Here is a 13,204-nt window from a genome sequence, read left to right as displayed (position 1 = left end):
ACGAGGCCACCCCCGCGCGGGGGTGGCCTCGTCGCTGTCCGCCGAGGGGAAAGTCGTTAGCGTTGCGAGCGACCTCGGGGGAGGATCGGGGCGTGACCGACATCCGCGTGCTGGACGACGAAGCCGACTACCGCGCCGCGCACGCCCTGTTCCGGGGGACGCTGCACCACCCGCCCGCTCCCGACGACCGGTGGAAGGTGGCGCTGGAGTCGTACCTGCCCGGTCGCGTGCTGGCCTCGTTCGACGGTGGGGAGATGGTCGGCACGGTGCAGTCGTTCCCCTCGGCGTTGGCGCTGCCCGGTGGGGAGGTGGTGCGGATGGGCGCGGTCAGCCGCGTGGGCGTGCGCGCGGACCGGACCCGGCGAGGTGTGCTCAGCGGGTTGCAGTCGGCGCAGCTGCGGGGGTTGCGCGAGCTGGGGGACGTGGCCGCGACGCTGCGCGCCTCGGAGGCGGTCATCTACGGCCGGTTCGGCTACGGCGCGGCCACCAGGGGGCGGACGCTGCGCCTGGACCGGCGGCGAGCGGCGCCCCGGTCGCGGGTGCGCGGTGACGTGCGGCTGGTCGGGTTGGAGGAAGGGGAGCGGATCATCCGCACCCTGTTCGAGCGCGTCTCACCGGGCCGCCCCGGCACCATCGCGAGGTGGGACGCCTGGTGGAGCATGAACGTGCGCCACTCCGGTGAGGAGGCGCTCCGGATCGTGGTGCGCAGCGGCCCCGGTGGGGACGACGGCTACGTGGCCTACAAGGTCGACCCCGGCAGCGGAGGTCTGCTCGACGAGCGGTCGTCGGTGCTCACCGTCCTGGACCTGTGGGCGGTCACGCCCGAGGCGTGGGCGGACCTGTGGCGGTTCCTGGTGGGCGTGGACCTGGTGAGCGAGATCAGCGCCCCGCTGCGCCCGCTGGACGAGCCGGTGGGGTGGCTGCTGGCCGACCCGCGCGCGTGCAAGGTGGTCGCCGAGGACGACGAGACGTGGCTGCGGCTGCTGGACGTGCCGCAGGCGCTGGCGCGGCGGGACTACCGGGCGGCGGAACCGGTGGTGCTGGGCGTGCGCGACCGGTACCTGCCGGACAACGAGGGCGCGTACCTGGTCGCGCCGGACGGGGCGACGCGCACCGACCGGGAGCCGGACCTGGTGCTGGACGTGGACGTGCTGGCCGCGGCGTTCCTGGGGGACGTGCCGTTCCGGGCGTTGGCGGCTACCGGCAGGCTGGAGGTGGTCGATCCTGCCGCCGTGGCGCGCGCCGATGCCCTGTTCGCCGTTGACCAGTCCCCCTGGTCCGGCACCTACTTCTGACCGCCACGCCCGCTCCCGGTGTCGCCCACCTATGGGCGTGTCGGGCATGTCGCCCCCGCGAGTCGAACGCTCAGACACCCCGAACTCAACATTCGCGCACCCTGAGCCGCGCTCTCGCGCACCCTGAGCCGCGCTTTCACGCGCCCCGCCGCGCGCTTCCCGTGCCTCGGGTAGTAGTTACCGGCCTCCCCAGCCCCGTCGGGTGGTACTTGCCGACGCACCAGGGCGCAGTGGGGTGCCCGTGAGCGCCGTCCATGGCGACCTGCTGCGCGGCGAGCGCACCCCCACCGCACCCCAACGACGAACTCGCGGTACCCGAGCGTTCGACTCGCGGTACCCGAGCGTTCGACTCGCGGGGTGGGGGGTCAGGCCCGGCGGCGTTCCAGGGCGTTGAGCAGGCGCGGCAGAGAGCTGCCCAGGCCCCAGTGCCGGGTCAGCTCCGCCACCCGGTCGGGGTCGGCCGGGGCGGCGGGCACGGCGTCGTCGCGGTCCTGCAGCACCGGGGCGTCCACCGCCACGTCGACCACCGTCGGGGCGACCGCCAGGTAGTCCTGGGCGTTGAGCAGCGCGGTGCGGGCACGGGTGGTCAGCTTGCGGTCGCGGCCGTCGTGCACCGCGGCCAGCACCGCTTCCAGCGAGCCGAACTCGCTGATCAGCTTGGCCGCGGTCTTCTCGCCGATGCCCGCCACGCCGGGCAGCCCGTCGGAGGGGTCGCCGCGCAGCACCGCCATGCCCGCGTACGCCCGCCCCGCGTCGACCTCGGGCAGGGCGTACTTGGCGGCCAGTTCCGCCGGGCCGACCAGTTCCGCCTTGGCCCAGCCGCGCCCCAGGTACAGCACGCGCACCGGGGTCGGTCGCTCGCGCACCACCTGGAACAGGTCGCGGTCGCCGGTGATGACCTCCACCGGGTCGGTCTCCTCGCGCGCGGCCAGCGTGCCGATCACGTCGTCGGCCTCGTAGCCGACGGCCTCGGCGGTGGCGATGCCGACCGCGTCGAGCACGTCGAGGATGATCGGCACCTGGGGGCTCAGCGCGTCGGGCACCTCCTCTTCGCCGTCCGCGCCGTCCGCCGCCACCCGGTGCGCCTTGTACGAGGGCAGGGCGGCCACCCGGAACTCCGGTCGCCAGTCCGCGTCCAGGCACGCGACCAGCCTGCCCGGCCGCCGGTCGGTGATCACCTTCGCGATGGTGTCGACGAATCCGCGCACCGCGTTGACCGGTGTGCCGTCGGGGGCGGTCATCGACTCGGGCAGCGCGTAGAAGGCCCGGAAGTACAGGCTGGCGGCGTCCAACAGGACGAGCGGGGAACTCACGGCGACCAGCGTGCCAGAGACCGCCTCGACTAGGCTCCCCGACATGTCGACCCGTGTTGGACCCCTGGACGTGGACGCGCTGCGCGCGCGGTTGGACCGGGCCACCGCCGCGGCCGCCGCCGCCGGGCTGGACGCCCTGCTCATCTCCCCCGGTTCCGACCTGCGCTACCTGATCGGCGCGGGTGGCTCGTCGTTCGAGCGGTTGACCTGCCTGGTGCTGCCGGTGGGTCGGGAGCCGGTGCTGGTGGTGCCCAAGCTGGAGCAGCCCGGCTACGCGGGCGTGCCCACCGACGCGCTGGGTGTCGGGGTGGCCACCTGGGTCGACGGCGAGGACCCCTACGAGCTGGTCCGCAAGGCGCTCAAGGGCACCGGCCGGGTCGCCGTGGCGGACATGATGCCCGCGCTGCACAACCTGCGCCTGCGCGCGGTGATCGGCGGCGAGCAGGTGCTGGCCGGGCCGGTGCTGCGGGAGCTGCGGATGCGCAAGGACGCCGCCGAGGTCGCGGCGCTGCGCAAGGCGGGCGCCGCGATCGACCGGGTGCACGCGCGCGTGGGCGAGTGGCTGCGGCCCGGTCGCACCGAGGCCGAGGTGGGCGCGGACATCGCCGCCGCCATCGTGGCCGAGGGGCACGAGCTGGCCGAGTTCGTCATCGTCGGCTCCGGCCCCAACGGCGCCTCGCCGCACCACAGCCTGTCCGACCGGGTGATCGAAGCCGGTGACGTGGTGGTGGTCGACATCGGCGGCCCGGTCGCCGAGGGCTACAACTCCGACTCCACCCGCACCTACGTGCTGGGCGAGCCGCGTGAGAAGGACGTGTGGGAGACCTACGCGGTGCTGCAGGCCGCGCAGCAGGCCGCGGTGGACGCGGTGCGGCCGGGGGTGACCTGCGAGGAGGTGGACGCGGCGGCCCGCCAGGTCATCGCCGACGCGGGCTTCGGCGAGTTCTTCGTCCACCGCACCGGCCACGGCATCGGCCTGGACGTGCACGAGGAGCCCTACATCGTGGCGGGCAACGACCTGCCCCTGGAGCCGGGCATGGCCTTCAGCGTCGAACCGGGCATCTACCTGCCCGGCCGGTGGGGCGCGCGGATCGAGGACATCGTGATCGCCACCGACAGCGGCGCGGAGAGCGTGAACACCCGACCGCACGAGCTGGTGGTGCTGCCCGCGTGACGAACCTGGAGCCGACGGACCGGGCGATCCTGCGCGAGCTGGCCGCCGACGGCCGGTGCAGCTTCACCGACCTGGCCGAGCGGGTGGGGCTGAGCGTCTCGGCCGTGCACCAGCGGGTGCGGCGGCTGGAGCAGCGCGGCGTGGTCAAGGGGTACGCGGCGCGGCTGGACGGTGACGAGATCGGCCTGCCGCTGACCGCGTTCATCTCGCTGACCCCGATCGACCCGGCGGCTCCGGACGACTACCCCAGGCGGGTCGAGCACCTGCCGCAGATCGAGGCGTGCTACTCGGTCGCGGGGGACGCCTCCTACGTCCTGCGCGTCCGGGTGGCCTCGCCGACCGCCCTGGAGGAGCTGCTGCGGCAGATCCGCGAGGCGGCGCACGTGTCCACCCGGACCACGGTCGTGCTGTCCACGCCGTACGAGGACCGGCCCCCGGCTGTATAGGATCGCCGCGCCTCCGGCGCGGCCTCGCGCGGTGACCACCGAGGGGCGGTGGTCACCGCGGGCGGTGGTCAGTCGAAGGGGTCCTGGGGGATGGCGTCGTAGGCGGTTCGCAGGTGGGTCAGGGTGGGCTCGGTGACGTCGAAGTCGACCTCGCCGACGCGGGACACCGGGACCACCCCGTTGGAGTTGCTCAGGAACGCCGCCTGGAACGAGCGCAGGTCGGCCAGCCGCACGACCTCCCGGTGCGACGGCACCTCCCGCTCCAGCAGCTGCATGGTGATCCCGTGCAGCCAGTCCGCCTGCGGCCACACCACCCGGCCGTCGCGCACGAACCCGATGTTGGCGATCGCGCTCTCGACCACCACGTCGTCCGGCGTGGTCAGCAGCGCGTCGTCGAACCCGGCCGCCACCGCGCGTCGGCCGTGCAGCAGCTGACCGAAGCCGCCGGTGTGCTTCACGTGCGGCAGCGGGCGGGTGTAGCGCACCGGCAGCAGGCTGTGCGGGTGTGACGAGCCCTGGTGGGGCGGGCGCACGGTCACCATGGTCGTCGGCTCGTCCAGGCCGAACACCGTGACCCGCACGGAGGCGTCGCGGACGTCGTCGGCCAGTGCGTGCGAGACCAGGTCGGCCACCCCGGTCAAGCCCTGCCCGTACAGCTCCCGGTGCGCCGAGTCCAGCCTGCGCAGGTGCAGTTCCAGGCCGCGCACCCGCCGGTCGCGCACCTGCATGGCGGTGAAGTGGCCGTAGTTGGCCAGCAGGCCGCGCGCCACCTGCTCGGGTGTGGCGGGGCCGCCGTCGATCTCGATCCTCAGCACGACCGGGAACCGTAGCGTGGCGGGAATCGAGGGTTGTGGGTCGTTGCCGCCGCGTCGGGCGGGGAACAGGGTGGAACACGTGGAACGCGAGGTGCTGATCGTCGGCTACGACGGGGCGACGCTGCTGGACGTCGCCGGGCCGGTGGACGTGTTCGACGGGGCGGGGCAGGTCTGCGGCGGCTACCGGGTGCGGCTGGCCGGGCTCGGCGGCGGGTTCGCGGTCACCGCGGGCCTGCGGATGCGGGCCGAGGACCTGCGCGAGGTGACCGGACCGGTGGACACCCTGGTCGTGGTGGGCGGCCAGGGGTTCACCCGTGCCGCGGCCGACGCCGAGCTGCTGGCGCACCTGACCCGGTTGGCGGCCACCGCGCGGCGGGTCGCCAGCGTGTGCACCGGGGCGCTGGTGCTGGCCGCCGCCGGGCTGCTGGAGGGTTGCCGGGCCACCACGCACTGGGCCTACTGCGCGGAGTTGGCCGCTCACCCCGGTGTCGAGGTGGTGCCCGACGCGATCTTCGTCCAGGACGGCCGCACGGCCACCTCGGCGGGTGTCAGCGCGGGCATCGACCTGGCCCTGGCGCTGGTGGAGCAGGACCACGGGGCCGCGCTGGCCAGGCTGCTGGCCCGCTGGCTGGTGGTGTTCCTGCAGCGCCCCGGCGGCCAGTCGCAGTTCAGCGTGCGCTCGCGGGTTCCGCCGGTGCGCGAGGCCGGGTTGCGGGCGGTGCTCGACGCCGTGGTGGAGGACCCGACCGGGCCGTGGACGGTGGAGCGGATGGCCCGCCGCGCGGCGATGAGCACCCGCCACTTCGCCAGGGTCTTCCCGCGCCGGGTAGGCCTGTCGCCCGCCCGGTACGTGGAGCGGGTGCGGGTCGAGGCGGCGGCCACCGCGCTGGAGTCCGGTGACGACGGGCTCGACGTGGTGGCGCGGAACTGCGGCTTCGGCACGGCGGAGACCCTGCGCCGGGCGTTCTCGCGGGTGCTCGGCGTGACGCCGGGCGGTTACCGTCACAGGTTCCGCACCACCGGTGCGGCATGAGGAGGGGAAGAGACATGGACTTGGCGTTCGTGCTGTACCCGGAGTTCACCGCGTTGGACCTGATCGGGCCGTTGGACGTGCTGGGGCACCAGGGGCTGGTGGGGCAGGAGGAGGTGCGGGTGCACTTCGTCGCCGCCACGCGCGAGCCGGTGCGCTCCGACGTGGGGCTGACCGTCACGCCGAGCACGACCTTCGACGAGCTGGCGCGGGCCGACGTGGTCGTGGTGCCCGGCGGGGACGTGAGGCAGGCGCTGGCCGGGGGACAGGTGTCGGCGTGGCTGCGCGAGGTCCACCCGACCGCGACGTGGACCACCTCGGTGTGCACCGGTTCGATCCTGCTGGCCGACGCGGGTCTGCTGGCGGGCCGCCCGGCCACCACGCACTGGGCCTTCCGCGACGCGCTCGCCCAGCGGGGGGCGGTGATCAGCACCGACCGGGTGGTCCGCGACGGGAAGGTGATCACCGCGGCGGGCGTGTCGGCCGGGATCGACATGGCGCTCACCCTGGTCGAGCTGATCTGGGGGGAGCGGCGGGCGCAGGCGACCCAGCTGTTCATCGAGTACGACCCGCAGCCTCCCCACGACGCGGGCGCGGTGGAGAAGGCGCCCGCCGAGGTGGTGGACGGCGTGCTGGCCGCGCTGGGGCGCATGGCCTGACACCACGGGCGCGGCTTTGCCCTCCTTGTGGTTCGCACGGGCCCCCGATGGCGGTACGTTCTGCCCCGCCATCACTCGTCGGGGGATCCCCGACCTCCGTCGTCGCAAGGGTTGTGAGCCGTGGACCTGGGTGCCTCGCACGGAATCCGCTTCCGGTTCGAGACGGGACTGCTGTGCGCGGTCCTGCTCGACGCGCACGGCAAACCCCCGCTCAGGCTCGCCGAAGCGCTGTCCGCCGAGGTCGGCGAGCGCGACCTGGTGGTCACCGACACCGGTGACGCGCCGGAGGGCGCGCTGCGCGTCGAGCTGCGGCAGCGCTACGAGCTGGCCAGGCCGGTCGAGTGGAGCCTGCGGGTGGGGGTCGCCGGGCGTGATCGCGGTGGCGCGGTGGAGTTCGACCTGCCCGGCGGCGTGGCGCTGCGGGTGGCCTCCACCGCGCCCACCGAGCCGACCGACGACGGCGCGCGGGTGCTGCTGCCCGCCGGGCCCGCCGAGCTGGTCGTGGCGGTGACCAGCGAACCGGTCTTCGCGGTCGGTGACACGGTGGTGCTGTGCCGCCCGGACCAGGTGCGCGAGGCCGCGGTCGTGGTGTCGTGCCTGCCAGGGGACCGGTTCACCCCGGTGGTCGCGTTGACCGCGCCGCCGCCCGAGCCGGAGCACGACGCCCCGCCCGCCGCCCTGGCCGCGCGCCGGTCGTGGCGCAACCGCGTCGAGCGGCTGTCGGAGCTGTTGACGCGCACCGGGGTGCGGCGCGCGGTGGTGCTGGACGGGTCCGTGGTCGACGTGGTGCCCGAAGGGGTGTTCGCCGACCTGGAGCACCTGCGCCTGCCCGAGGACGAGGACCTGACCGACGCGGCTTGGCGGCTGCTGCGGGGTGACGGCGGCCCGGAGCGGACGCTGTCGGTGCGCCCGGACGACGACCTGGTCGCGGCGCTGTTCACCGCGCTGCGCACCGGGTCCGCGCTGCGCGTGGCCGAGCACGCCGAGCCGGTCGCCGCGCGGTTCGCCGAGGTCGACCCGGACGGCGACGAGGCCGTGCTGGTGGAGGACACCGGCGAGGCCGACGCGCTGGTGGCCGCCGTCTACGCCCACCACCGCGGCGCGCGTCTGGTCGTCACGCCCCGACCGGACCTGACCGAGGTCTGCCGGGTGATCACCCAGGAGCAGGAGCGGGTCACCGAGTCGGCGCGGGCCATCGGCGACGCGGTCAAGGGCATCGCGGTCGGCGAGGCGCTGTGGCGGTACCTGTCCACCGGTGGCCACGACCCGTTCCCGGCGGTGGAGGCCGCGGTGAGCGCCCAGGTGCCCGCGGAGGTGGTCGAGCGGGTGGGGGACCGGGCGCTGACCGCGTTCACCACCGGGCTGCCCTACCCGTTCGTGCACACCGGGCGGGCCAACTGGGCGCGCAAGCCGATCGGGCACGTCGTCGCCGACCCGGCGCTGGTGGTGCTCACCGAGCTGCACCGGGCCGCCACGGCCCGCCCGCCCGCGGCGTTCAGCCTGGTCGTGGGCACCGGGCCCGCTCCCGAGCCCGCTGCAGGCGCCGCGCACCTGACCCACCAGATCACCCTGTCCGGGCCGGACGCCTCGCTGCCCGCGTTCACCGCGCTGACCTCGCGGCTGCCGGTGGAGCTGGTCTTCCTCAACTCCCACGCCCAGGACGGGACGATCCTGGTCGGCGAGCAGCCGCTGCCGACCCGGCTGATCGCCCAGCGGCTGCGGCTGGCCCACGGCCCGATCGTGCTGGACAACTCCAGCCTGCCCTGGACCGAGGTGGGCCGGGAGCTGCTGCGGGTCGGCGCGCGCGGCTACGTCGGCGCGCTGTGGCGCATCCCCGAGGCGCTGGCGGCCGACTACGCCCGCGTGCTCGCGCGGCGGCTGACCGTCCACGAGGCCCCCGCCGCGCGGTCGGTGGTGGACACCGGGCTGCCCAGCGGCATCGAGCGGTCCTACCTGTACGTGGGCACCGTCAACGGGTGCCTGGACCGGTGGCGTGACCGCGCCGCGACCGAGGGCGCGACGGCGCTGGCCGCGTGCGAGCTGCTCGCGGGCGTGGCGCGCGTCGAGGAGGACCAGGCGCTGCGGCGCGTGCTGCGCCGGGAGATCGCGGCGCTGCGCCGCGTCGCGGAGGAGCACGGCCTGGACCGCACCGCGGCCTACGTCGACGTGCTGCTCGAGGAGCTGGCGCTGGCAGGCGATCCCGACCGGGCGCGGGAGCAGGCGGAGCGGATCGACCGCGCCCTGCCGGAGCTGGACCTGCCCGCCGGGGAAGCCGACCGGCGGTGGGCGGCCCGGTTCGAGCTGACCGCCGCGCTGCACGATCGGCGCGGTGACGCGGACGCGGCCTTGGCCGACTACACCCGCTGCGCCTCCTACGGCGACCCCCGCCGCGACCGGCCCCAGGTGCTGCTGCGCCTGGCCGAGCTGGAGCCCGACCCGGCGCGGGCGCTGAGCCTGGCCGAGCAGGCCCACCAAGGGCTGTCCGATCGTGACGACCGGGCGGGAATGCTGGCGGCCTGCCGGGTGCTGGACGAGGTGGGGCAGCGCGCAGGCGACCAGGAGACCGCGCTGCGGTACGCGGTGGAGGGCTACCGGTTGGCTGTCGAACTGGAACACGAGGACGAGCGGATCGCCTTCAAGCTCGACGAGTTCGCCCTGCGCCAGAGCACGGGCGACCTCGACGGCGCGATCCGGGTGGGCACCGAGGCGCTGGAGCTGTGCCGGGAGCGCCGCGACGAGCACGGCGAGCTGGCGGTGATCGGCAGGCTCGGCCAGTGCCACCGCGACCGCGGCGACCTGGACACCGCCCAGCACTACGCCACGGTGGGGTTGGCGCTGGCCGCGCGGCTGGACCTGCCGGTGGAGACGGCCCGGTTCGAGGACTTCATCGGCGACGTGCTGACCCGCGCGGGCAAGCACGCCGAGGCGCTGGAGCACTACCGGCACGCGGTGGAGACCGCGGTGGCCGTGGGCGAGCTGGCCCGCGGCGCGGAGCTGCTGCCGCACCTGGCCGTGGGCGCGGTGCGCGCGGACGACCCGGAGGCGCTGTGGACCACGGCCCTGTGCGGCGGTCTGATCTGCGAGGTCGTCGAGCGCGACGTGTGGGCCGCGATCGTGCCGCTGGTGGTCGACTCGATGAAGCGGGCCATCGAGATCGGGCCCCCTCGGCTGACCCAGCGCGGCATGACCGACTTCGCCAGCGCGGTCACCGCGGGCAAGCGCGAGGAGATGCCCGTGCAGGTGGGCTTGCTTGCCGACGTGGTGGTGCTGCTGCTGGCGTGGCTGATGGACCGGGTCGACGCGAACATGACCGCGTTCGCCAAGCAGTTGGACCGGCAGACCTCCGGGGTGCTGGGCCTGGTCGACTTCGTCTCCACGCCCTACGCCCGGCGGGCCCGCGCGGCCAGCGGTGACGATCCGCGGCCCGCTCGGGCAGCGCGGGGGGCGACAGGAGCCCCACGATGACCGGGCGTGGGCGCTTCCGGGGCGTGGACCGGGACGGCGTGCTGGCGTTCCTGGGCATCCGGTACGCGGCGCCGCCGTTCGGTCCTCGGCGCTTCGGCCCGCCGGAGCCGGTGCGCGAGTCCGGCGACTGCCTGCGCTTCGGCCCGATCGCGCCGCAGTCGGCGCGGCTGCCCGGCGCTCCGGTGTGGACACCGGGGCAGGAGGACGTGCTGAGCCTGAACGTGTGGACGCCGTCCGCACCGGACGGCCCGCTGCCCGTGCTGCTCTACCTGCACGGCGGCGCCTACACGTTCGGCTCCTCGGCCCAACCCGACTACGACGGCACCGCGCTGGCCCGTGCCGGGCTGGTCGTCGTCACGTGCAACTACCGCCTGGGGTTCGAGGGCTTCGGCCACGTGCCGAGCCACCCGGACAACCGCGGCCTGCTCGACCAGGCCGCCGCGTTCGACTGGGTGCGCGAGGAGATCGCCGCGTTCGGCGGCGACCCGGACAACATCACCGTCGCGGGCCAGTCCGCGGGCGCGGCCTGCGCGCTGCTGCTGGCCGCCGCGCGCCCGGTGCGCCGGGTGATCGCCCACAGCGTGCCCAACCGCTTCTACACCGCGGACTTCGCCCGCCGGGTCGCCGAGCACATCGATCCCACCACGCCGGAAACGGCCGTGCTGTCGGCGGACGCCCTGGCCAAGGCCCAGCGCACCGGTCCGCTGCGGCACGACCCCGTCCTGTTCGGACCGGTGCTGGACCGGCTGCCGGTGCCCGCGGTGGACCTGCTGCTGTGCCACACCACCGAGGAGCACCGGCTGTTCGACCGCCTGGGCACGATCCCCTTCGCCCGCACCGACGCCGACCTGGCCGGGTTCGCCCGTGAGATGGGCATCCCGCCGCACGTCGTCGACGGCTACCGCGCCCGGCACGCCACCGCCTCCGGGGCGCACATCGCCCTGTGCGGCGACTTCGTCTTCGCCGAGCCGACCGCCCGCCTGGCCGACGCGCACGGCCGCGCCCACCTGGCCAGGTTCGGCAGGCCGCCCGCCTGGCACACCGCGGACGTCCCGTTCGCCTTCGGCAACCTCGACGGCGCGGACTTCCTCATCGGCGGCCCGGCGGGGCGGGCCGAGCACGCCCTGTCCCGGCGGATGCGCCGGGCCTGGGCGGACTTCGCCGCGACCGGCGATCCGGGGTGGACCGGGGTGCGCCACTGGGGTCCGGCGGTGCCGGACACCCGCGAGCTGTGGCGCGGCGTGGACCTGGACCGGCCGATCGACTGGCCGGTCCAGGCCCCCTGACCCGCGCCGCCGCGGTCAGCGGGGGTCGTCGCGCTCCCGCCGCACGGTGACCTTGCGCCCCTTGATGCTCGCCCCGCGCAACGCCGAGATCACCTGCTGCGCCGCCGACTCGGGCACCTCCACCAGCGAGAACCGGTCGGCGATCTCGATCGCGCCGATGTCGCGGCCGGGCAGCCGCGCCTCGCCCGCGATGGCGCCGACCAGGTCCTGCGGCCGGATGCCCGCGCTGCGGCCCGCGCCCACGAACAGCCGGGTCATCCCCGCCGACGGCGGACGCGGCCTGCGCTCCCGGCGCGGACCCTGCTGCTCGCGCCGCTCCACCCGGTGGGTGACGTCGGGGATCTCCTCCTCGTCCGCCGCCGCGCCGGTGGCCTCGTGGGCCAGCTTCACCGCCGCGAGCGCCACCTCCATCACGTCGAACTCGTCGGCCAGCGTCTCCACCACGACCCGGAAGCCCTCCAGGTCGTCCTCCAGCAGGCTCTCGTGCAGCGCCGCGCGGGTCAGCTCCAGCCTGCGCGCCCGCAGGTCCGCGATCGTGGGCACCTTCTCCACGGCGATGCGCTGCTTGGTGACCCGCTCGATGGTCTTGAGCATCCCGTGCTCGCGCGGCTCGGCCAGCGTGATCGCCACGCCCTCGCGGCCCGCGCGGCCCACTCGGCCGATGCGGTGCACGTACGACTCCGGCGCGGAGGGCACGTTGTAGTTGACCACGTGGGTCAGCTGCTCGACGTCCAGGCCGCGCGCGGCCACGTCGGTGGCCACCAGCAGGTCGGCGGTGCCGTTGCGCAACCGGGCCATCACCCGGTCGCGCTGCTCCTGGCTGATGCCGCCGTGCAGCGACTCCGCCCGGTAGCCGCGCCCGTTGAGGGTCTCGGTGAGCTGGTCGACCTCGTCGCGGGTGCGGCAGAACACGATCGCGGCGGTGGGCGCCTCCACGTCCAGCACCCGCCCCAGCGCGGCGGGCTTGTGCGCCCTGGGCACCACGTAGGCGCTCTGGCGCACCCGCGGCGCCTCGCCGGGCTCGGTCCGCTCGCGGCCGATGGTGATGCGCACCGGGTCGGTCAGGTGCTGGCGGGCCAGCCGGTCGATGCGCGGCGGCATGGTGGCCGAGAACAGCACGGTCTGCCGCTGGCTCGGGGTCTCGGCCAGGATGGTGTCCAGGTCCTCGGCGAAGCCCATGTCGAGCATCTCGTCGGCCTCGTCGAGCACCACGACCTGGAGCGACTCCAGCTTCAGCGTGCCGCGGTTGAGGTGGTCCACGGCGCGGCCGGGGGTGGCCACCACGACGTCCACGCCGTGCTCCAGCACCCGCAGCTGCCGCCCGATGGGCTGGCCGCCGTAGATCGGCAGCACCCGCGCGCCCAGCTCGCGCCCGTACCGGTGCACCGCCTCGGACACCTGCACGGCCAGCTCGCGGGTGGGCACCAGGACCAGCGCGTACGGCTCGCGGTCGGTCCGCGAGCCCATGCGCTGCAGCACGGGAAGCGCGAACGCGGCGGTCTTGCCGGTGCCGGTCGCGGCCTGGCCGAGCAGGTCGCGGCCCTGCGACAGCGGCGCGATGGCCTCGCGCTGGATGGGGGTGGGTTCTTCGTAGCCGAGTCCGGACAGCGCCCGCAGCAGTTCGGGGCGCAGCCCCAGGTCGGCGAAGCTGGTCCGGTCGTCGGGCGCGTCGGTCATGGGTCAAGTTTCGCTGATCGACGCGGACGCGCGCGGCGAGGGGG

Annotated in this window: 10 protein-coding genes; 7 read left to right on the top strand and 3 right to left on the bottom strand. The window is 75.0% G+C overall.

What is annotated here, in order from left to right:
• The first annotated feature begins 92 nt into the window (after window positions 1-92).
• On the top strand, window positions 93-1,295 hold the full coding sequence (locus JOF41_RS15540) for a GNAT family N-acetyltransferase (protein WP_209619808.1): 1,203 nt from the start codon (window positions 93-95) through the stop codon (window positions 1,293-1,295).
• Between the two features lie 365 nt (window positions 1,296-1,660).
• On the opposite strand, the gene JOF41_RS15535 is transcribed toward JOF41_RS15540, so the two are convergent.
• On the bottom strand, window positions 1,661-2,653 hold the full coding sequence (locus tag JOF41_RS15535; RefSeq protein WP_189227415.1) for a 5'-3' exonuclease: 993 nt from the start codon (window positions 2,651-2,653) through the stop codon (window positions 1,661-1,663).
• On the opposite strand from JOF41_RS15535, the gene JOF41_RS15530 reads away from it, so the two are divergent.
• A complete protein-coding gene (locus JOF41_RS15530; RefSeq protein WP_209619807.1) occupies window positions 2,652-3,782 on the top strand; it encodes a M24 family metallopeptidase in 1,131 nt (376 codons plus the stop codon). The genes JOF41_RS15535 and JOF41_RS15530 overlap by 2 nt on opposite strands.
• The gene (locus JOF41_RS15525) at window positions 3,779-4,228 is read left to right on the top strand and encodes an Lrp/AsnC family transcriptional regulator (RefSeq protein ID WP_189227417.1); all 450 of its coding nucleotides are present in this window, start codon (window positions 3,779-3,781) and stop codon (window positions 4,226-4,228) included. Before JOF41_RS15530 ends, JOF41_RS15525 begins: the two co-directional genes overlap by 4 nt.
• Window positions 4,229-4,296: 68 nt before the next feature.
• Here the strand turns inward: JOF41_RS15525 and JOF41_RS15520 are convergent, their stop codons facing one another.
• A complete protein-coding gene (locus tag JOF41_RS15520) occupies window positions 4,297-5,043 on the bottom strand; it encodes an aminotransferase class IV (protein ID WP_209619806.1) in 747 nt (248 codons plus the stop codon).
• Window positions 5,044-5,122: 79 nt separating this feature from the next.
• Here JOF41_RS15520 and JOF41_RS15515 point away from each other — a divergent pair, with 79 nt between their 5' ends.
• From JOF41_RS15515 to JOF41_RS15500, 4 genes are all read left to right on the top strand, one after another.
• The gene (locus tag JOF41_RS15515; RefSeq protein ID WP_189227419.1) at window positions 5,123-6,076 is read left to right on the top strand and encodes a GlxA family transcriptional regulator; all 954 of its coding nucleotides are present in this window, start codon (window positions 5,123-5,125) and stop codon (window positions 6,074-6,076) included.
• Between the two features lie 14 nt (window positions 6,077-6,090).
• The gene (locus tag JOF41_RS15510) at window positions 6,091-6,732 is read left to right on the top strand and encodes a DJ-1/PfpI family protein (RefSeq protein WP_209619803.1); all 642 of its coding nucleotides are present in this window, start codon (window positions 6,091-6,093) and stop codon (window positions 6,730-6,732) included.
• A 120-nt stretch (window positions 6,733-6,852) separates the two neighbouring features.
• Window positions 6,853-10,197, top strand: coding sequence for a tetratricopeptide repeat protein (locus tag JOF41_RS15505; protein ID WP_209619798.1), 3,345 nt, complete (start codon window positions 6,853-6,855; stop codon window positions 10,195-10,197).
• Window positions 10,194-11,483, top strand: coding sequence for a carboxylesterase family protein (locus JOF41_RS15500; RefSeq protein WP_209619795.1), 1,290 nt, complete (start codon window positions 10,194-10,196; stop codon window positions 11,481-11,483). Before JOF41_RS15505 ends, JOF41_RS15500 begins: the two co-directional genes overlap by 4 nt.
• Before the next feature lie 15 nt (window positions 11,484-11,498).
• Here JOF41_RS15500 and JOF41_RS15495 read toward each other — a convergent pair whose 3' ends face one another.
• Window positions 11,499-13,160, bottom strand: coding sequence for a DEAD/DEAH box helicase (locus JOF41_RS15495; RefSeq protein ID WP_189227423.1), 1,662 nt, complete (start codon window positions 13,158-13,160; stop codon window positions 11,499-11,501).
• Window positions 13,161-13,204 lie beyond the last annotated feature (44 nt).

The organism is Saccharothrix coeruleofusca, assembly GCF_017876325.1.
In the GTDB taxonomy this organism is placed as follows: Bacteria; Actinomycetota; Actinomycetes; order Mycobacteriales; family Pseudonocardiaceae; genus Actinosynnema; species Actinosynnema coeruleofuscum.
This window is presented reverse-complemented; position numbering and strand designations above follow the sequence as displayed.

Excerpts from the sequence above, each read along its gene's own strand:
- JOF41_RS15510 (WP_209619803.1), top strand. The coding sequence starts at position 6,091 with ATGGACTTGGCGTTCGTGCTGTACCCGGAGTTCACCGCGTTGGACCTG.
- JOF41_RS15495 (WP_189227423.1), bottom strand. The coding sequence starts at position 13,160 with ATGACCGACGCGCCCGACGACCGGACCAGCTTCGCCGACCTGGGGCTG.
- JOF41_RS15535 (WP_189227415.1), bottom strand. The coding sequence starts at position 2,653 with ATGTCGGGGAGCCTAGTCGAGGCGGTCTCTGGCACGCTGGTCGCCGTG.
- JOF41_RS15530 (WP_209619807.1), top strand. The coding sequence starts at position 2,652 with ATGTCGACCCGTGTTGGACCCCTGGACGTGGACGCGCTGCGCGCGCGG.
- JOF41_RS15500 (WP_209619795.1), top strand. The coding sequence starts at position 10,194 with ATGACCGGGCGTGGGCGCTTCCGGGGCGTGGACCGGGACGGCGTGCTG.